General features: G+C 70.6%; 16 protein-coding genes. 9 read left to right on the top strand and 7 right to left on the bottom strand.

Annotation, left to right across the window (positions count from 1 at the left end):
- Both D474_RS0103925 and D474_RS0103920 read left to right on the top strand, forming a co-directional pair.
- Positions 1-448: helix-turn-helix transcriptional regulator (locus D474_RS0103925; protein WP_017612296.1), on the top strand; the 448-nt coding region annotated here is incomplete at its 5' end.
- Between the two features lie 396 nt (positions 449-844).
- The gene (locus D474_RS0103920) at positions 845-1,699 is read left to right on the top strand and encodes an AMP-binding protein (RefSeq protein ID WP_026118139.1); all 855 of its coding nucleotides are present in this window, start codon (positions 845-847) and stop codon (positions 1,697-1,699) included.
- A gap of 82 nt (positions 1,700-1,781) precedes the next feature.
- Here the strand turns inward: D474_RS0103920 and D474_RS0103915 are convergent, their stop codons facing one another.
- Positions 1,782-2,279 carry an ATP-binding protein gene (locus tag D474_RS0103915; RefSeq protein WP_017612294.1) on the bottom strand — a complete coding sequence of 166 codons (498 nt, stop codon included), beginning with the start codon at positions 2,277-2,279 and terminating at the stop codon, positions 1,782-1,784.
- Between the two features lie 696 nt (positions 2,280-2,975).
- Here D474_RS0103915 and D474_RS0103910 point away from each other — a divergent pair.
- The 4 genes from D474_RS0103910 (at position 2,976) to D474_RS0103895 (ending at position 8,057) form a co-directional block, all read left to right on the top strand.
- Entirely contained in the window at positions 2,976-4,583 is a 1,608-nt protein-coding gene (locus D474_RS0103910; RefSeq protein ID WP_017612293.1) for an ABC transporter substrate-binding protein, read from the top strand.
- 77 nt (positions 4,584-4,660) lie between these two features.
- Entirely contained in the window at positions 4,661-5,596 is a 936-nt protein-coding gene (locus D474_RS0103905) for an ABC transporter permease (RefSeq protein WP_017612292.1), read from the top strand.
- Positions 5,593-6,471: an ABC transporter permease gene (locus tag D474_RS0103900; RefSeq protein ID WP_017612291.1), complete on the top strand. Its 879-nt coding sequence runs from the start codon at positions 5,593-5,595 to the stop codon at positions 6,469-6,471. Before D474_RS0103905 ends, D474_RS0103900 begins: the two co-directional genes overlap by 4 nt.
- Positions 6,468-8,057 (top strand): ABC transporter ATP-binding protein, encoded by a 1,590-nt coding sequence (locus D474_RS0103895; RefSeq protein ID WP_017612290.1) that lies wholly within the window; start codon positions 6,468-6,470, stop codon positions 8,055-8,057. The genes D474_RS0103900 and D474_RS0103895 overlap by 4 nt, the downstream gene beginning before the upstream one ends.
- Before the next feature lie 207 nt (positions 8,058-8,264).
- Here the strand turns inward: D474_RS0103895 and D474_RS0103885 are convergent, their stop codons facing one another.
- The 3 genes from D474_RS0103885 to D474_RS0103875 all read right to left on the bottom strand — a co-directional run bounded on the left by D474_RS0103885 (position 8,265) and on the right by D474_RS0103875 (position 12,222).
- Positions 8,265-9,488, bottom strand: a complete 1,224-nt coding sequence (locus tag D474_RS0103885; RefSeq protein WP_017612288.1) for a Bcr/CflA family efflux MFS transporter — start codon at positions 9,486-9,488, stop codon at positions 8,265-8,267.
- 181 nt (positions 9,489-9,669) lie between these two features.
- A complete protein-coding gene (locus D474_RS0103880; RefSeq protein ID WP_017612287.1) occupies positions 9,670-10,512 on the bottom strand; it encodes a GNAT family N-acetyltransferase in 843 nt (280 codons plus the stop codon).
- A 93-nt stretch (positions 10,513-10,605) separates the two neighbouring features.
- A complete protein-coding gene (locus tag D474_RS0103875; protein ID WP_017612286.1) occupies positions 10,606-12,222 on the bottom strand; it encodes an alpha/beta fold hydrolase in 1,617 nt (538 codons plus the stop codon).
- A 135-nt stretch (positions 12,223-12,357) separates the two neighbouring features.
- Here D474_RS0103875 and D474_RS0103870 point away from each other — a divergent pair, with 135 nt between their 5' ends.
- From D474_RS0103870 to D474_RS33150, 3 genes are all read left to right on the top strand, one after another.
- Complete coding sequence (locus D474_RS0103870; RefSeq protein ID WP_017612285.1) at positions 12,358-12,825, top strand: Lrp/AsnC family transcriptional regulator; 468 nt, start codon at positions 12,358-12,360, stop codon at positions 12,823-12,825.
- A gap of 113 nt (positions 12,826-12,938) precedes the next feature.
- Positions 12,939-14,315 carry an MFS transporter gene (locus tag D474_RS0103865; RefSeq protein ID WP_017612284.1) on the top strand — a complete coding sequence of 459 codons (1,377 nt, stop codon included), beginning with the start codon at positions 12,939-12,941 and terminating at the stop codon, positions 14,313-14,315.
- 549 nt (positions 14,316-14,864) lie between these two features.
- Entirely contained in the window at positions 14,865-15,062 is a 198-nt protein-coding gene (locus D474_RS33150; protein WP_017612283.1) for a hypothetical protein, read from the top strand.
- Positions 15,063-15,189: 127 nt separating this feature from the next.
- On the opposite strand, the gene D474_RS0103855 is transcribed toward D474_RS33150, so the two are convergent.
- From D474_RS0103855 to D474_RS27560, 3 genes are all read right to left on the bottom strand, one after another.
- Positions 15,190-16,905 carry a flavin monoamine oxidase family protein gene (locus tag D474_RS0103855; RefSeq protein WP_017612282.1) on the bottom strand — a complete coding sequence of 572 codons (1,716 nt, stop codon included), beginning with the start codon at positions 16,903-16,905 and terminating at the stop codon, positions 15,190-15,192.
- Positions 16,906-16,939: 34 nt separating this feature from the next.
- Entirely contained in the window at positions 16,940-17,749 is an 810-nt protein-coding gene (locus tag D474_RS0103850) for a carbon-nitrogen hydrolase family protein (protein WP_017612281.1), read from the bottom strand.
- Between the two features lie 233 nt (positions 17,750-17,982).
- The gene (locus D474_RS27560) at positions 17,983-19,431 is read right to left on the bottom strand and encodes an amino acid permease (protein ID WP_239646995.1); all 1,449 of its coding nucleotides are present in this window, start codon (positions 19,429-19,431) and stop codon (positions 17,983-17,985) included.
- Positions 19,432-19,516: the final 85 nt, after the last annotated feature.

Genomic DNA, 19,516 nt, shown 5'->3' with positions numbered 1-19,516 from the left:
GCTGGGCCTGCCCGCCCGTCCCCTGTTGTGGCCGTTCGGGGACGTCGAGTCGGAGGGCGGGGAACACGACCGCCTGTTGCGACGGTGGCACGAGGGTGCGGACCTGGAACTGGCCGAGGCCACACGGGAGGCCGAGCGCCTGGTGGACGAGGCGCGCAACCCCGCGCCGCGACGGCGCCGGCGTACGCCCGAGCCCGAGCAGGAGCCGCCGGCGGCCGAACCCGCCCCCTCCCACGGGACACCGTCCCCCGAGTCCTGCCTGACCAGACGGGAGCTCGAGGTGGCGCAGCTGGTGAGCCGCGGGCGCACGAACCCGCAGATCGCCGAGGATCTGTTCATCTCGACCTCGACGGCAGCCCGGCACGTGGCCAACATCAACCGCAAGACGGGGTTCCGATCCCGTGCACAGATCGCCGAGTGGGTCCGCGCGCACGGCCCCGGGAGCTGATTCCGGACCGATCACCACCTCTCGGGCGCCGGACGGCCCGAGAGGGATGTAGACGGCCCCGGCTTCCGAATCTACATATGCATATGCACCGCATTGTGCATGTGCATTTGGTCGTGAACACGCTAGGCTGCAAAGCACTGGGGAAGCGGGCTCACCACGGAGACGCAAGAGGGCCCCGCAAGCCCCGGACCAGGCCGCCGCGCCCCTGGGGCACAGGCGGCCCATCGCCCCCCGGGAGGCCTTCCGGGGACGGTGGGGTGGAACGCCGACTCGGGGACGTCCGGGGGAGGGACGACCCGCAGCGGTCGGCGTGACGCTACCGGGCTCGCCACGTGGAGGGGGCGTGACGAGCCCGCGTAGCGGGCCCGTCGCGACAGAGTCGGAGTGGGGGAACGCATGGGGGTAGGGCTGACTTCAGGAACCGACCGACCGGGCCGGCACCTTCCGCGCCGGGATGCCCCGATCGGATCACTCACCGGCGGACTCAGTGAGCGCCTGCGACTGCGGCCGATGCGGGGCGGAACCATCCGCCGCAGCGGCCGCCGGGTCGACGCCCTGACCTTCGCCGCGACCGTCGAACGGGCTGCGGTCGGGCTCAGCCGCCGCGGCATGTGCCTGGGCGACGTGGTCGGGGTCCTCGCACCGGTCGGCCCGGAGCGATTCCTGGCCACGTACACGGTGATGGCCGTGGGCGGGCGTGCCCTGCCGCTGTCTCCGTCGACGCCGTTGGAGAACCAGGCGGCTGCGCTGGGAGAGACCGACGCCCGGCTGCTCCTGGCCGACGAGGGGCTCACCGCGCTCGCACAGGAGCTGGCCGAACGGTCCCGGGTCCGGCAGGTCATCTCGTTCGGGGACTCGCGGGGGGCGACACCGTTCGAGGAGCTGCTGCTGCCCAGCCCGGACGGCAGCGGGTACAACCCGTCGCGGGGACTGTTCGACAACGGGGTGCTGGGGTACGAGACCACGCCGGACGGGCTGTTCACCACGCTCTACCCGCACAACGACCTGCTGGCGCGGTTCACTGACCTGCGCGCACGACTGTCGTTGGAGCCGGAGGACGTCGTGGCGGTCGAGGACGGCGCGGAAGAACCCACGGCGACGGCGCTGGTGGCGGCGGCTCTGTGGACGGGGGCGTGCGTGACGACCGGCAGCGACTGCCCGCCGCCCGAGGGGCGAGGTGTGACGGTGCGCTGCGGCCGTGGCGCACCGGTGAGGATCGCCCTCCCGGGGGATGCCTCCAAGAGGTCCTGAGGCCACGGCGGGGGCGGCCTCGGCACACACGGGGAAACGACACAGGAGCGCCCGGGTAACCGGTCCGCGCTGGGAAGGCGGATCAGGCCCGGGCGTCGTCGATCTCGAACCAGGCCACGTGCGTGGTCTCGCTGGTGTACTCGTCGCTTCGGGTGGCGCAGCTGTCGACGATGAGCTTGCCGCGGCCGAAGTCCTCACCGTCGTCACGGCTGTGACCGCCCGCATCGGCCTCACGTTCACCCTGGTCGGCCACGGCCACGCGCAGACGCGCCCCGTCGGAGCGTATGAAGAGGGTCATGACGCCGCCGTTCTGCCCGGAGCGCGAGTGCAGCAGGGCGTTGGTCGCCAGCTCACTCACCGCCAGTTCGGCGTCGTCGAGGGCGCCGTCGCTGTGGCCCATACCGCTGAGGAACTCGCGGACGCGGGCACGGATCGAGCGCACGGCGGTGAGGTTTCCGGCGCAACTCCACACGGTGTGGTCGGTGGATCCGCCGGTGAGCTCACCTGCCTCGATCGTCGGCGTGACCCCTGCCGTGCTGTCCGCGGGAACGTAGTCCCGGAGTTGCCTCGCCTCAGCCATCCGGTCACTCCAATCACCCGCGTCGGGCGCGCGGGTCGCGCCGCCTGCCACTCACCCTAGACAAGGGTCCACTGCCTCAAGCACAGCACACCGGGGTTCGCGCCACCGAGCCCGGGTCACAAAGTCCCGTTCCGTGTCCTCCCCGATGTCCGCCAAGGAAACAGCCCCGAGTCCAGCCTCCCGCATGTGATGTGCAACACGCAGTTAATCCACGCGCGGGCTGCAGATCGGGCTCGGGACCTCTCCGACCGGGAACGATCTCCGTTCACGCGGCCGGGCACCCGGTAAAACGAACCAGTCAACCACCCGAACCACCCGGAGTGGTAATCGGCGGATTAAACACCACGGTTCCGCCACCCGACGACATCGGTTGGGACACGAACCGGGGGTGGCCACGGTGCGTCAACAGGCAACCCGGAGTACAGGTGACGTGCACGTGCGCCTTCGAATGACACCCGAGAGTGAGAGCGCAAACGCCCAGGGCACAGACTCTCCGGCCCTCGACCTTCCCGTCGCCGGACATACCTGAACAAAGGCCTACCACGAACACGGAACGTGGTGTAACGGCGGTTTGACGCCTTCAGCGGGGCGAACAAGGATCTTTCGAGGTCGATGCCGCACCGCCCCCTGTGCCCACCCCGGGGCACCTCCCCTGCGGCAGGCGACAGTCCTGTCCCCGTCCCACAGAGGTGTCCCTTGACGTCCGATCACAACGACAAGACCTTCCGCATCAACCCGTTCACGAGCCGTCGCAGCGTCCTGAAGGCCTCCGCGGCCGGTGCAGTGGTGACCCCGGTCCTGGTCGCCTGCGGCAGCGACTCCGGTTCCGGCGGCTCGGGCGACGGCGAACCCCAGCACGGCGGCCGCCTGCGCGTCGGCGTGGCCGGCGGCGGCACCAGCGACACGCTGGACGCACACGACCCCACCGACAATGTCGACATCGCACGCAACTACGCCCTGTACGCGTCGCTGATGCGCTACGACTACGACGGCACCATCGAGCCCTACCTCGCCGAGTCCCTGGAGCCCGAGGACGACGACGGCACCGAGTGGACACTCGTACTCAAGGAGGGCCTGACCTTCCACGACGACTCCCCCGTCACCGCCGACGACGTGGTCTTCTCGCTCAAGCGCATCCTCGACCCCGACGACCCGATGCGCGGCGCCGGCGACATGCCCGGGGTCGACCCCGACAAGCTCGAGGTGATCGACGAGCGCACGGTGCGCATCCGCGTCGACGAACCCCTGGTCACCCTGCCCGAGGCACTCGCGGAGTACTACAACGCGATCGTGCCCGAGGACTACGACCCCGAGAGCCCCGTCGGCTGCGGCCCCTTCAAGTACTCCGAGTTCGTCGTCGGCGAGTACAGCCTCTTCGAGCGCCACGAGGGTTTCCACATCGAGGACCAGCCCTACGTCGACGAGCTCGAGATCGTGAACTTCCCGGAGGACGACGCCCGGGTCAACGCGCTCACCAGTGACAACGTCGACGTCATCACGCAGGTCCCGCACTCGCAGGTGTCGGTGATCGAGGGCAACGACTCCCTGGACATCATGGAGTCCGAAACCGGTATGTGGCTGCCCTTCACCATGCGCGTGGACCAGGAGCCCTTCGACGACGTGCGCGTGCGCCAGGCCTTCCGCCTCATCGTCGACCGCCAGGAGATGGTCGACCAGGCCCTGGCCGGCTACGGGCAGATCGGCAACGACATGTACGCCCGCATGGACCCGTCCTACCCCGAGGACTTCCCCCAGCGCGAACAGGACATCGAAAAGGCCCGCGAGCTGCTGGCCGACGCCGGCTACGAGGATGACCTGGAGGTCGAGCTCGTCACCGGGGACATCAGCGCCGGTGTGGTCGCCTCCGCCGAGGTCTTCCAGGAGCAGGCGCGCGAGGCCGGCGTCACCGTGAACCTGCGCCGTGTCAACGCCAGCGACTACTGGAACGAGGAGGAGGGCTTCCCCTACGCCTTCGGCCAGGACTTCTGGAGCGCGCGCCACTACATCACCCAGGCCGCTCAGGGCTCCGTCGTCGGCGCCCCCTACAACGAGACGATGTGGGGCGAGAACGAGGAGTGGTTGGACGCCCTCGAGAAGGCCCGCAGCACCGCCGACGAGGACGAGCGCAACGAGCTCCTGCGCGAGGCCCAGGAGGTCGAGTACGAGGAGGGCGGCTACATCGTCTGGGGCTTCGTCAACCTCCTCGACGGCCACGGCACCCACGTCCACGGGCTCAAGCCCGCCGTGTCGGGCCACCCACTCGGTTCCTACGCCTTCCACACCATGTGGCTCGACCAGGCCTAGGACGGCCGGTCCCCGGCGGCCGCCGCGCTCCGGGGGCCGTGTCCCGGCCCTGTGCTCGTGACAACCAAGGGTTCACCATGTCCCGATTGATCGCCGTCCGCCTCTTCTTCGGCGCACTCACGCTCTGGGCGGTCTCCCTCGTGGTCTTCGCTGCCACGCAGGCCCTCCCTGGCGACGCCGCCCTCCAGATCCTGGGCCGCGACGCCACGCCCGAGCGTGTGGAAGCGCTGCGCCAACAGCTCTCCCTCAACGACCCCGTGGCCGTGCAGTACATGCAGTGGCTGCAGGGCGTCGTGCAGGGGGACCTCGGCACGTCCTTCTCCAACCGCCAACCCGTCGCCGAGTTCCTGGCCGAGCCGGTCATGAACTCGCTGATCCTCATGGGGTGGTCCGCCCTCGTGGCCACCCCGATCGCGCTGTCCGTCGGCGCGTTCAGCGCCCTGCGCCGCGACCGGTCCTTCGACCACACCGCGTCGATGGGCACGCTGGTCATCGCCTCGATCCCCGAGTTCGTGGTCGGCATCCTGCTGATCCTTCTGCTCGGCCCGGGCGGGCTGGACCTGTTCCCGTCGGTCTACGCCCGCGAGGGCGGCATCGACCAGTGGATCCTGCCCGTGCTCACGCTCTCCCTGGCCGTCGCCCCGCCCATCGTGCGCATGATGCGGGCGACCATGATCGAGGTCCTGGAGAGCGAGTACGTCCAGCAGGCCCGCCTCAAGGGCATGAGCGAACGGACCGTGCTGTTGCGCCACGCCGCGCCCAACGCCATCGGCCCCGTCGCCCAGGTGGTCGCACTGCAGCTGGCCTGGCTGGCCGGCGGTGTCGTGGCCATCGAGTTCCTGTTCAACTTCCCCGGTGTCGGCAAGGTCCTCATGGACGCCATCGAGAACCGCGACGTGCCGCTGATCCAGGCATCCGTCCTGCTCATCGCCGGGGTCTACATCGTGGTCAACCTGATCGCCGACGTGATCGGGCTGGCGGCCAACCCGAAGGTGAGGGTCGCGAACCGATGAGTGAACCTTCGACCGAGACCACGACCGGACGGGGCCGCGGCCCCGGACTGTTCCGCACCGCGTGGGGTCACGGCCGCACGAAGGTCGGGGTGGTCCTGACCGGTCTCATCGTGCTGATCGCCGTGCTGGGGCCGTTCGTGGCGCCGTACTCGCCGACCGAGTTCGTCGCCAAACCCTTCGAGACGGGGGTGGACGGCGCCCTGTTCGGCGGTGACGAACGCGGGCGCGACGTCCTGACCCGGTTCCTGTGGGGCGGCTGGACCCTGCTGCTCCTGGCGGTGGCCTCCGCCGGTATCGGCGTCCTCGCCGGGACCGTGACCGGCATCATCGCCGGGTACCAGCGCGGCTGGCTCGACGACGTCCTCATGCGCACCAACGACGTGCTGCTGGCGTTCCCGCAGCTCATCGCCGCTCTGCTGGTGATGTCGATCCTGGGCCCGCAGCCCTGGCTCATCGTTGCGGTCATCGCCGTCTCCCACATGCCGCGAGTGGCCCGGGTGATCCGCGAGGCGACCCGCAAGGTCATCGAACAGGACTACGTCAAGGCCGCCGAGGCGATCGGGCTGCCGCGCCACCGCATCATGGTGTTCGAGATCTTGCCGAACGTGACCAGCCCGCTCCTCGTGGAACTGGGCCTGCGCCTGACCTACTCCATCGGGGTGGTCGCGGTGCTCGGCTTCCTCGGCATGGGCCTGCAGCCGCCCACAGCCGACTGGGGCCTGATGATCAACGAGAACCGGCAGGGCATGGGCGTACAGCCGTGGGCCGTCGCGCTGCCCGTGACCGCGATCGCGATCCTGACCATCGGCGCGAACCTCGTCACCGACGGGCTCTCGCGCGCGTCGATCGGCATCGACCGGGGGGTCCAGAAGTGACCGACGAACAGAGCACCGCACTGAGCGTCGAAGGGCTGACCGTCATCGGCCGCCCCTCCGACGTGGAGATCATCAGCGACGTGTCGGTCGGCGTGGAACGCGGACGGATCCTCGGCCTGGTGGGCGAGTCCGGTTCCGGCAAGACCACGCTGGGGCTGTCGCTGCTGGCGCACTGCAAGCGCGCAACCGAGATCACCCGCGGCCGCCTGGTGGTGGCTGGGCACGACCTCACCGATCTGGATGAACGCGGCGTGCGTGAACTGCGGGGCCGGGCAGTGGCCTACATCCCGCAGTCGCCCGCCTCCGCGCTCAACCCGGCGCTCCGACTGGGCGTCCAGCTCGCGGAGGCCCTGCACGACTCCACACGGACCAAGGCGGATGCGACCGCGCGGGTGCGCGAAGTGTTGCGCGAGGTCGCGCTGCCCGACGACGACGCGTTCCTGCGCCGGTACCCGCACCAACTCTCCGGTGGCCAGCAGCAGCGCGTGGCGATCGCGATGGCCTTCGTGGGCAGGCCCGACGTCATCGTGCTGGACGAACCGACGACCGGGTTGGACGTGACCACCCAGAAGCACGTCCTGGAGACCATCCGCGCGATGACGCGCGACTACGGCACCGCCGGGGTCTACATCAGCCACGACATGGCCGTGGTCGCCGACCTGGCCGACGAGATCGCGGTGATGTACCGGGGCAGGATCGTCGAACACGGCGGCGCCCAGGAGGTGCTGTCCGCGCCCGAGCACCCCTACACCCGCAAGCTCCTGGCAGCGGTCCCGCTGCTGCGCACGAGCGGGCACGAGGACCCGGGCGAGGGCCCCGAACCGCTGCTGCGGGTCTCGGGCCTGGCCGCGGGGTACGGGCGCACACGCGTGCTGGAGAACATCGACGTGTCGGTCTCCCCCGGTGAGTGCGTGGCGCTTCTGGGCGAGTCCGGTTCCGGGAAGACGACCCTGTCGCGTTCGCTCGCCGGGCTGCACCACGAGTTCACCGGCGAGGTGCTCTTCGACGGCGACCGACTTGCCACGAGCAGCTACCGTCGCACCGCGGAGCAGCGACGGCGGATCCAGTACGTGTTCCAGAACCCGTACGAGGCGCTCAACCCCCGCAAGCGGGTACGCGACCAGATCCTGGGCCCTTATCGCCATCTGGTGGGCAGACCGGCCGATGCGGACGACGTGGTGGCCGAAGCGCTCGAGAAGGCCGCGCTGCCCGCGTCCTATGCCGACCGGTACCCGGAGCAGCTCAGCGGCGGCGAGCGCCAGCGCGTGTGCATCGCCCGCGCGGTGGCCACCCGACCCGACATGCTGATCTGCGACGAGATCACCTCGGCGCTGGACGTGTCGGTGCAGTCGGAGATCGTCGCGCTCCTGCGCGGGCTGCAGGACGAGGGGATGGCGCTGCTGTTCGTCACCCACAACATCGCCCTGGTCTCCAACATCGCCGAGCGTGTGGCGATCCTGCAGGGCGGCCGGGTCGCCGAACAGGGCACGGTCGGGCAGATCATGTCCGCGCCCGAGCACGGGTACACCCGTGCGCTGATCGCCGACACCCCGGACTTCGAACCGGCGGCCGCGATCGAGAGCTGAGTCCGGGAGGCCCGGAGGAAGAGGGGCGGTGCGGCGCACCGCCCCTCGGGTGATCTCAGCCCGCCGTAGTGGCGCTCGGCGGCGACGATTTCGGTGTGCGGTACGAGCGGGGCGACCACGAACACATCACCTTCGCCGGGTTCGACTCCGCCTGGCTCGGCGAGGACTGCCCCTCCGGCAGCACCTGAGCACCGGCCCCGCCCCCGTTCAGGCGGGGTCGGGGACCGCGCTGCGGGCCTCGCCGGTGCGCACGAGGGTGAGCAGCACCAGCAGCCCGAGGGCAGCGGTGGTGAACAGGACCGCGCCCATGGGTACGGCGGTGGTCTCGTCCAGGCCCACCAGCGGGGCCACGCCCGCGCCCACGAGCATGGGAAGTGCCCCCACCAGGGAGCTCGCGCTGCCGGCGCGGACCTCCTGGCCCTCCATCGCGAGGGTGAAGGTGCTGGTGAGCACCATGCCCATGCAGATCATGTAGACGAAGATCGCCGCGACCAGCAGCGCCAACGGCCCGTGCACCACGGTCGTTGCCAGCACCACCCCGGTGGCGGCCGCCGCGGTGGTGACCGCGATACGCAGCAGGGCGCGTTCACCGACGGCGTCGCTGAGCCGCCCCACGAGGTGGCTGCCGAGGATCAGGGCGAGGCCGTTGACGCCGAAGAGCACCCCGAAGGTCTGCGGCCCGACCCCGTAGAGGTCCTGGTAGACGAACGGGGTCCCGGCGACGTAGGCGAAACTGCCGCCGTGTACGAGCCCGACGATGAGCGCGTACCCCATGAAGCGGGGGTCGCACAGGAGCTGCGCCATGGTACGGAGGGTGCTCCCGAGGCCGCCGGGGATCCGCCGCTCGCGCGGGAGCGTCTCGGGCAGGGCGAACACCACGACCGCGGTGACGGCCAGGCCAAGCAGCGCCAGGGCCCAGAAGATGGTCTCCCAGGTCCCGAACGCCAGCCACAGCACGCCTCCCCCGAGCACGGGTGCGACCATCGGCGCGACGGCGGTGATCACCATGAGCAGGGCGAAGAACTTGGTCAGGGCGGTGCCGTCGAAGACGTCGCGCACCACCGCGCGCGAGAGCACGATCCCGGCGGAGGCCGTGAAGCCCTGCAGGAAGCGCCCCACGACGAGCACGGCGATGTTCGGGGCCAGCGCACACAGTGCGGACGCCAGCACGAACAGCAGCAGCGACACCACGAGCGGCCCGCGGCGCCCGCGCGCGTCGCTGACGGGACCCACGACGACCTGCCCCACGGCGAGGCCGATGAGGCAGGTGGTGAGACTGAGTTGGACCTGCGAGGCGTTGGCGTCCAGATCGTCGGAGATCTCCGGGAACCCCGGCAGGTACATGTCGATGTTGAGCGGGCCCAGGACCGCGAGCAGACTCAACAACAGGGCCAGGCCCAGGCGACGTGCTCCGGTGGGGTTGTGCGGCATGGGGGCGTGCTCCGGTGGGGGCGTGGCGTGCGGTGGGGCCGGACGGCCTGTCCACGCTAGCGAGACGTGGCCCCCGCGGCACGTGTGCCCGACCGAACTGACGAGGACGTGTGAGGTTCACACGTGCGCCCCTCCTCCACGCGGCCACGTGGATCACCCGGGCTCACCCGGCGGGCGCGGTTCAGAACAGGACGGACATCGACTCCCCGACCTGGCGGAACCCGACCCGTTCGTAGGCGGCACGGGCCGGGGTGTTGAAGTCGTTGACGTAGAGAGTGACGCGGGGGGCGACCTCGGCGAGGGCGTACTCGACGACGGCGGCCATGCCGGCGCTGGAGTGTCCTCGCCCGCGCAGGTCGGGGTGGACCCACACGCCCTGGATCTGGCATGCCTGGGGTGTGACGGCGCCGATCTCCGCCTTGAACACCACCCGGCCGTCCTCGATACGGGCCAGTGCGCGGCCGGTGCGTACGAGCTCTTCGACGCGGGCGCGGTAGAGGGCTCCGCCGTCGCCGGAGTCCGGCGGGACCCCGACCTCCTCGGTGAACATGGCGACGCAGGCCGGCAGGAGGACCCCGATCTCGGAGGGGCTGACCCGGCGGACGAGCGGGTCGGCGGGCACTGCGGGCGGGTGGTCGATCTCCAGGACGGGCTGGCTGGCACGGATGGCGCGGGCCGGGCCCCAGGCGGGTGTGATCTGGTTCCAGAAGTCGTTGACGGCCTCGACCGGGCCTACGATGGACGAACAGCGGCGCCCCCGCCACCGGGCGTGTTCGGCGAAGCTGCGCACGGCTGCGGGGCCGGCGTTGACGGGCACGAGGTTGGCCCCGGAGTAACACAGGGCGGTGAGACGGCCGCGTTCGACGTGTCCCCAGACCTCGGTTCCGGCGGAGTTGGCGCCGATCCCGGTGGACATCAGGCGCGACGCCACGAAGACGTTACCGACGGGGTCGGTGTCCAGAAGGGCGCGTACGGCCTCCCGGTCGTGTTCTCCCAGGATCCGTACCGGTGAGGTCCGCAGCATCGCATCTCCCCCTCGTGCCGCCTGTGGTGACGGCCGACTGTCGTGGTGCGAACGGTCCGCGGATTTCGCACCGGTTACAGCGTATTCCACCGGTCATTCACCCTCACTGGGGTGCCCGCCGCCGAGCGGCTCGAAGCGGTCGGGCAGACCCTGCGCGCTCTGGCCTTCGCGGGGTCCGGGTTCGGGTGAGGCCTCGCAGACGGCGTCGTGGGCACCGTCGGTGCGTTCGGGCAGGGAGCCGTCCCGCAGGTAGCCGTGCACGATCTCGTCGATGCAGGCGTTCTCGCCGAAGGAGACGCCGTGTGTGATGCCGTCCTCCTCGACGGCGAGCGAGGCGCCGGTCATGTGGGCGCGGAGGTTCTCGGCGCCGTGGAGCGGGGTGGCACCGTCGTCGGCGGCGTGCACGAGCAGGGCGTCTCCTTCGTAGGCCGGTGCGTCACCAGGGCCCTCGCCGACGCTGTACCAGTCGTTCGACTCGGCCGGCCAGGACTCACAGGGTGCGTTGTACCAGATGTTGTTCCACCCGATGAAGGGGGCTTCCTGGTGGGCACGGTGCCCTTCGCCCTCCCAGATGCCTCGGTCGGTGGGCCAGTGGGAGTCGGTGCACTGGACCGCGTTGTAGCCGCCGCGGCTCTGGTCGTTGTCGGGCCCCTCGCCGAGGTCGTCGTCGAGTTCGAGCAGGGCGGCCGGGTCACCGTCGACGATCTGTTCCGAGAGCGCGCCCGCCACGGCGGGCCAGGCGTTCCCGGTGTAGGAGACGGTGATGGTGAGGTTCTCCAGTTCGGTGGGTCCGACCGTGCCCTCCAGGGGCTCCTCTCGCAGCTGGTCGCGCAGGCGGTGGTAGGCGCGGGCGACGTCCTCGCTGCTGCCGCCGAGGCCGAAGGCGTCGTCGTGGCGGGCGGCCCAGTCGAAGAAGTTGCCGGCAGCACGGTCGAGGGCGCGGCTCTGGTTGAGGTTGCTCTCGTACCAGGGGGTGTCGGGGTCGACGACACTGTCGAGCACGAGGCGGTCGACGCTGTCGGGGTAGAGGGAGGAGAAGACGTTTCCGAGGTAGGTGCCGTAGGAGTAGCCGAGGTAGTCGACGGCCTCGAGCCCGAGGGCAGAGCGCAGTGCATCCATGTCGCGGACCGTGTCGACGGTGGTCATGTGGTCCAGGAGGGGGCCGGTGTGTTCCGCGCAGGCCTGGGCGTAGGCCTCGGCCTCCTCCCAGAGGACCTTGGTGTCCCCTGGGCTCCGGGGCTCGGACGGGGTGAGCACGGGTTCGAAGGCGGTGGGGTCGCACTCGACCGCGGGGGTGGAGGCGCCGCTGCCGCGCGGGTCGAACCCGACCACGGCGTAGGTGTCGCGCAGATCCTCGGGAAGCCCCTGGTGGGTGCGCGCGGCGAGGGGGCGGCCCGAGGCTCCCGGCCCGCCGGGATTGACCAGGAGGGTGCGTTCGGCGTCACCGCCGGTGGAGGCGCGGGAGAGGGCGATCTCGACGGTCTCGCCGCTGTCGCCCTCGTCGGAGTCGTGGTCCATGGGCAGCGTGAGGGTGGCGCACTCGAGGGTCTCCTCGCCCTCGGGCCGGAGGTCCTCGCACTCCTGCCAATCGAGGGCGCGCTGGTCCTCACGGAACGTGGGCACGGCCTCGGCCGGATCCGCCGGCACCGCGTTCGCCATGGACGCCAGGAACGCCGCCGCGGCGGCGGTTGCCCGGGTTCGTGTTCGCACTGGCCGTCTCCCCCTCATTGAAAGCCCAGAGCATTGTTTCCCTTACTCTCTGTAGTTACGGGAAGCGACACGGGGGCCTCTCAGCGCGCACAGGTAACATGTACTCGATCCCAAAGACCAGGCAAAAGGGGCGAAATGCGACTGGATCGTGTCGATGAGCGCATCATCGCGATACTCGGCGCGGACGCGCGGATGAGCTTCGCCGAGATCGGCGGCGAGGTCGGTCTGAGCCCTTCCGCCGTAAAACGCCGCCTCGACCGTCTCATCGAGTCCGGCGCCGTACGCGGCTTCACCGTCGTCGTGGAGCCCCGGGCCATCGGTTGGACGACCGAGGCCTTCATCGAGCTGTTCTGCCGCGCGCGCACCTCCCCGAGCGAGATCCGCGACGGCCTCACCGGTTACCCCGAGATCACCTCCGCGTGCACGGTCACCGGCGACGCCGACGCCGTCGTACAGGTGCGCGCCCGCGACACCCAGCATCTGGAGGAGGTCATCGAGCGCATCGGAGCCGAACCCTTCGTCGTGCGCACCAAGAGCACACTGGTGCTCTCCCGTCTCGTGGACCAGCCGATCCTGTCAGGCTCGGCCGAGCCTTCCGCCTGACGCCGCACCCCCGCGAGAAACGGTTTTCATTGGTTGAAAGGCGGCATTGCCGCACCCCTGCCCCACGGCCATAATGACCAGTCGACGTCCGCGGCACGGAGGGTTCCCCCCACATGGCCGGTCACTTGCGAGAACGCATCGACGCCAGCCCCATGACACGGTTCCAGTGGGGCACGGTCCTCATCTGCGTACTCCTGAACGTCTCGGACGGGTTCGACGTGCTCGTCATGTCGTTCACCGCCCACGCGGTCGCCACCGAGTGGGGCCTGTCCGGGGCACAGATCGGGTTCCTCCTCAGCGCCGGGCTCTTCGGGATGGCGGCCGGGTCGATCCTGCTGGGACCGCTCGGCGACGTCATCGGCCGCCGCAACCTCACCCTGCTCAGCCTCGTACTGGCCTCCTCCGGGATGCTGTTGTCCTCTGTCGCGCAGAACGCAGCCCAGCTCGGACTGTTGCGGGTCCTGACCGGGCTCGGTGTGGGGGCGATGCTGGCTTCGGCCAACGTGATCGCGAGCGAGTCGGCCAACCGGCGCTGGCGCGGTCTCGCGGTCAGTCTCAACTCCACCGGTTACGCCATCGGCGCCACCTCGGGCGGTGTGCTCGCGGTCCTGCTCATCGGGCAGTGGGGCTGGCGCGCGGTCTTCCTCGTGGGCGGGCTGTCCACCCTCGCGCTGATCCCCCTGGTGTGGGCGCGGCTGCCCGAGTCCTTGGACCACCTGGTCACCAAGCGTCCGGCCCGCGCGCTGGAGCGGACCAACACCCTGCTGAGCCGGTTCGGCCTGCCCGCGCTGGAGTCCCTGCCCCCGGTCTCGGCCCCGGGCGGCGAGCCCCGCAGCCAGGTGCGGCAGCTGCTCACCCCCGAGAGCCTGCGGTCGACCCTGCTGATCTGGGCGGCCTTCTTCATGGTGATGTACGGCTTCTACTTCGTGACGTCGTGGACCCCGACGCTGTTGGTGGAAGCCGGGCTGTCGGCCGACGAGGGCATCACCGGGGGAACCCTGCTCAACGTCGGCGGGATCTTCGGCGCGGCGATCCTGGGCGTGGCCGCGGCCCGGTTCGCGCTCAAACGGGTCCTGGTCACCTACACCCTGGTCGCCGCGGTCCTGCTTCTGGTCTTCGTGCCCACCACCGGAACGCTGGGCCTGGCCTTCGCTCTCGGCGGCATGATCGGGCTGTTCAGCAACGGCTGCGTGGCCGGCCTGTACGCGATCACCCCGTCCCTGTACGCACCGTCGGTACGCTCGACCGGCGTCGGCTGGGCGATCGGGGTCGGCCGGCTCGGCGCGATCATCGCACCCCTGATCACCGGCGCGCTGCTGGACGGCGGGTGGGCCTCGGGCCAGCTGTACGCTGTCGCGGCCGGGACATTCGTGCTCGGCGGGATCGCCGTGGCCTGTCTGCGCGGGAGCGGTGCCGACCTGGCGGGCGCCGAGCCGCCCCCCGGATCCCCCGAGCGTTCGCAGCGGGTCGGCGACGAGCCCTCCGCCTGATGGGGCGGCCATCGCTGCTCCCCGTCCCACGACGAGCCGAGAGGAGTCCCGGGTGAGCGAGGAACCGAGCGTGGTGGCCTTCGACGTGTTCGGAACGACCGTCGACTGGTACACGGGCGTCACCGACCACCTGAGGGAGGTGTTCGCACGCCGGGGGGTCGGCGCGGACCCGGGCGCGTTCGCCGTCGAATGGCGTGGCCGCTACGGCCCCACCTTGCGCGACATCAACGCGGGGCACCGCCCGTGGGCTCCCCTCGACGTCCTCCACCGGGAGTTCCTCGATGCCCTGCTCGAGAAGCACGGCGCCGGCGGGCATGTGGACGAGGCCGACAGGCAGGCACTGGTGCATGCCTGGCACCGACTTCCCGCCTGGCCCGACAGTGCCCGGTTGATCGACCGGCTGCGGCGGCGATACACGGTGATCGCGCTCTCCAACGGCGGTCACCCGCTCCTGTCCTCCCTCGCCGAGACAGGGGGCCTCCCCTTCGACGCNCCCGCTCGTACAAGCCGGCGGCCGCGCCCTACCTGCGCGCCGCCGAGGTGTCGGGTGTGGAACCGGGCGCGATGATGCTCGTGGCGGCGCACGGCTGGGACCTCCGGGGGGCGGCGGCCGTCGGCATGCGCACGGCCTTCCTCGAGCGGCCCCGGGAGTACGGACCCTTCCACGGCGCCGAACGTGCCGCGGACGCACCCGGCGGGCCGGCCGCCACGTCCTCCGACGAGCTGGTACGCCGACTGGGCTGTTGACCCCGCGGGTGTCCGAGCTCGGTACACGGGTCGTGAACGCACGACGTCCCGCGTTCCGGCGGGCGGAACGCGGGACGAGGGGCGACTCCAGCCGTCGAGAGCCTGGTCCGGGTCTGCCGCTGGGGGCTCAGTTCTCGGGCAGCGCCACCGGGGCCAGGTCGTCGAACTCGTCGCCCGGTCCGGGGTTGGCCGGATCGGTCGAACCCCCGAAGTGGTTCATCACGCCCCAGACCGCGTTGAGCGCGGTCTGCACCGCGCCCTCGGCCCACCCGGCGGTCCACGACACGTCGTCGCCGGCCAGGAACAGGCCGCGATGGCGCGGTTCCAGGTCGCGCTGGACGAAGTGGGTGAACAAGCGCCGCTGGTACCGGTAGTGGCCCGGAAGATTGGCCTTGAACGCACCCAGGAAGTAGGGCTCGTCCTCCCACGAGACGGTGACGGGGTCGCCGGTGATGTGGGAGCGGATGTCAACGCCCGGGTAGATCTTGGCCAACGAGGAGAGCATGACCTCCAGGCGCTCCTCGGCCGACAGCGGCAGCCACTTCAGGGAGTCGTCGCACCAGGTGTAGGACATGCAGATCGCCGCGGGCCCGTCCGGGTCCGGCCCCTCCAGGAGGTAGGTGCCCCGGGTCATGCGGTCGGTCAGGGTCATGCTCATGGTGTCACGGCCCGTCTCCGGGTCCTTGTCGCGCCAGAACGCCCGGTCCACCGGGACGAACAGCTTCGCCGACTCCATGTAGTGGGTGCGCTCGACCGCCGACCAGTGGTCGATGGGCAACAGGTCCTCGTCGGCGTCGATCTTGGCGAGCAGCATCCAGCTCTGGGCGGTGAAGACCGCGGACCGGAACGTGCGGGTGGAACCGGAGGAGTCGGTGACCGTGATGTTGCCGGCAGGGTCGCCCGGGGCGTGGGTCCGGCGCAGCGCGGTCACGGCCGGGCGCGGGCCGTCCGGGTGCAGAGTCTCCAGTGAGGTGCCCTGCGCCCAGTGCACGGTCTTGTCCGGCGCCATGGACCACAGCCNCGGCCCCCCGCCGACGACGCTGCGGTGGTCGTCGTCGGCACCCGTGTAGGTGACGCGCAGGATCTCCAGGATCGAGTTGGGGAAGTCGGTGTCCCACCCCCCGGTGCCGAACCCGACCTGCCCGAAGATCTCCCGCAGCCGGAACGAGGACGCGAACGAGGGAGCCTGGCACAGGAACCCGTAGAAGGTCTGGTCGTCGAGGCGCTCGACCAGCCGGTTCCAGATCTGCTTCTGGGTGGCCACGTCGCCCTCGCGGATGGCCTGCTGCATCCGGGTGTGCTCGACGCCCTCCAGTGTCTCGTCCCAGGCTCGGGCCACCTCTCGGTAGACCTCGGGAAGGTCGTCGAGGTCGTTGGCGTAGTGCGTCTCGCCCTTGAGGTCGACCACGGTGCTGGGCGCGCCCGGCGACAGCGGGTTGGGGAAGGGCTCGGTCTCCAACCCGACCATGTCGAGGTAGTGCTGGAAGGCGGTCGAGGACGGAGGGAACCGCATCGCGCCCATCTCGGCGACGACCTCCTCGGGGGCTCCCGGCAGGCGCTCGGTGCGCAGCCCCCCGCCGATGCGGTCGGCCTCGTACACGACGGGACGCAGACCCATGCGCAGGAGTTCGAATGCGGTGACGATCCCGGACATCCCGGCGCCGATGACGGCGACCTCGGTGCCGTGGATGTCGGCGGGCACCTGGCCGAGCCCTGCCGGGTGGGACAGGAACCGGTCGTAGGCGAACGGGAAGTCGGGGCCGTTCATGGTGAGCGGAGCTCCGCCCCGGGGCTCGGCCCCAGTGGGCGCGGTCCCGGCGGACGTGGGCACGGCAGAGGTCATGGCCTCCTCCTTCGGGGTGGTGGCAGGGGCGGGCTCAGCGGGTGAGCGGCCGGTACAGGGCCGGGCGGCGGTCGCCCAGGTAGGACAGGTGGTCCTGGGTCGCGTCGGCGGCCCGGGTGTCCAGGTCGGCGACCAGCAGGGCCTCCCCTGCGCCCGCGCGCAGGAGTTCGGTGCCGTCGGGGGACACGAGCGTGCTCAGCCCGACGTAGTCGAGTTCGCCCTCGGTGTCGCAGCGGTTCACGTAGGCCAGGTGGAGCTGGTTCTCCATGGCACGGGCGGGCGCGAGCAGGGTGGCCACGGCGGTATTGGGCGCCATGAGCGCGGTGGGCACGGCGACCAGGTCGCTGCCTGCGAGGGCGTGCGCGCGCACGGCCTCGGGGAACTCGACGTCGTAGCAGACGAGCAGGCCGATGCGGTGGCCGTGCAGGTCGGCCTGGACGACGAGCGTGTCACCGGGGGTGAAGGCGCTGCGGTCGAGGTCTCCGAAGAGGTGGCTCTTGCGGTAGGCGGCCAGGGCGGTTCCGCGGTCGTCGACGAGCTGGACGGTGTTGTACACACGCTCGCCGTCGCGTTCGGGGAACCCGTACACGATCGCGACCCCGGCGCGGGAGGCGATCTCGGCGACGGCCCGGCGGAGGGGGCCGTCGGCGGGTTCGGCGCGTCGTGCGGTCTCTGCGGCGCCGAGGGCGTAGCCGGTCATCGACATCTCGGGGGTCAGGAGCAGGTGGGCCCCGGAGGCGGCCGCCGCGTGGGCACGCTCGGCCAGGCGGGCGAGTGCGGCATCGGTGTCGCCGCTGGGGCCGGTGCCCTGGTCCAGGGCGACACGCAGTGCTGTTGCTACCATGGGACCGCCTTCACGTTCGCACACTGTCTCGGGAGCCTCGCCCACTCTAGGAGGACGAACGCGCGCGGAACGTGTGTTGAGCAGTCGTCTCGCTGCGCATATTCGGCTCCTGTCGCGTCATCGTTGCGCCCTTACCGCCCAACACGCACGATGCCCCGCGTTCCGCCCATGGGAACGCGGGGCACACGGTTGCTCTCGTTTCCGGGTCCTGCCTCAGGGCGGCCCCGGACGGTTCAGGCGCGGATCTCGGCGACGGCGTCGTCCTCCAGGGCGGAGCGGCGCATGCCGTAGGCGAAGTAGATGACCAGGCCGAGCACGAGCCAGGTACCGAAGGCGACCCACACGCTCGCGGACATGCTCAGCACGAGGTAGGCGCACGCCAGCACGCCCAGGAGCGGCGTGACCGGGGCACCGGGCACCCGGAACGTGCGCGGGAGCTCGGGCCGGGTGCGGCGCAGCACCAGCACGGCCACGTTGACCAGTGCGAACGCGAACAGGGTTCCGATCGAAGTGGCGTCGGCGAGCGGCCCCAGAGGCACGAGCGCGGCGAGCACGGCGACGAAAACCGACGTGATGAGGGTGTTGGCCCTGGGCGTGCCCTTGGCGTCCACCTTGGAGAAGATGCCGGGGATGAGGCCGTCGCGCGACATCGCGTACAGGATGCGCGTCTGGCTGTAGAGCACGACCAGCACGACGCTGGCCAGGGAGATGACGGCGCCGCCGGCGAAGACGACCGCCCAGACGGGGGTGCCGGTGACCACGGTCAGGATGCCGGCCAGCGTGGTCTCGCCGTCGGAGAAGCGGGTCCATTCCACGGCACCGACGGCGGTGAAGGCCACCAGGCAGTAGAGGGCCGTGACCAGGATCAGCGAGAACATGATGGCGCGGGGCAGGTCGCGCTGCGGGTTCTTGGCCTCCTCACTGGCGGTGGAGACCGAGTCGAAGCCGATGTAGGAGAAGAAGAGGGTGGCACCGGCGGCGCTGACCCCGGCCATCCCCATGGGCATGAAGGGCGCGAAGTTCCCGTCCTGCACGGCGGTGACGGCGATCGCGACGAACATGACCAGGATCGCGACCTTGATCACGACCATGACGGCGTTGGCGCGGGTGCTCTCGCGGACCCCGGCGAGCAGGGCGAACATCGCCAGCAGCACGACGACGGCCGCCGGCACGTTGACGAGGCCGCCCTCCATGGGCCCGGCCAGGAACTCCTGGGGCAGGGTGAGCCCCGCGGTGAGGTAGAGGAACTCGTTGATGTACTGGCCCCAGCCGACACCGATGGCCGCGACCGAGACGCCGTAGGTGAGCATCAGGCACCAGCCGCACACCCAGGCCATGAACTCGCCCATGGTGGCGTAGCTGTAGGAGTAGGCCGACCCGGAAGCGGGGATCATACCGGCCATCTCGGCGTAGGCGAGCGCGGAGAAGAGCGCGGTGAGGCCGGCCAGGACGAAGGCCAGGATGACCGCGGGCCCGGCGGTGGGGACGGCCTCGCCCAGGACGACGAAGATGCCCGTTCCCAGGGTCGCTCCGATACCGATCATGGCCAGGTGCCAGAAGCCGAGGTGCCGCCGCAGGCCCCCTGCTTCNGGGGGAGCCGTTCCCTGAGCGCAGGGGTGGCGCGCTCGGGGGCCTTCTGGTCGACCACGGGGTTTCTCCTCGGTGTTGAATCCGGTGGGCAGATCTGCGGGAAGACCCGGTCTTCGCGCTGCGCACCATTGTGTGTATGAGTAGCGCCACACCACGTGCCCCTGAAGGGCCCTCTGT

Source organism: Nocardiopsis salina YIM 90010 (genome assembly GCF_000341025.1).
Taxonomy (GTDB): domain Bacteria; phylum Actinomycetota; class Actinomycetes; order Streptosporangiales; family Streptosporangiaceae; genus Nocardiopsis; species Nocardiopsis salina.
The sequence above is the reverse complement of the archived record's forward strand: the minus strand, read 5'-3'. Positions and strand labels throughout refer to the sequence as shown.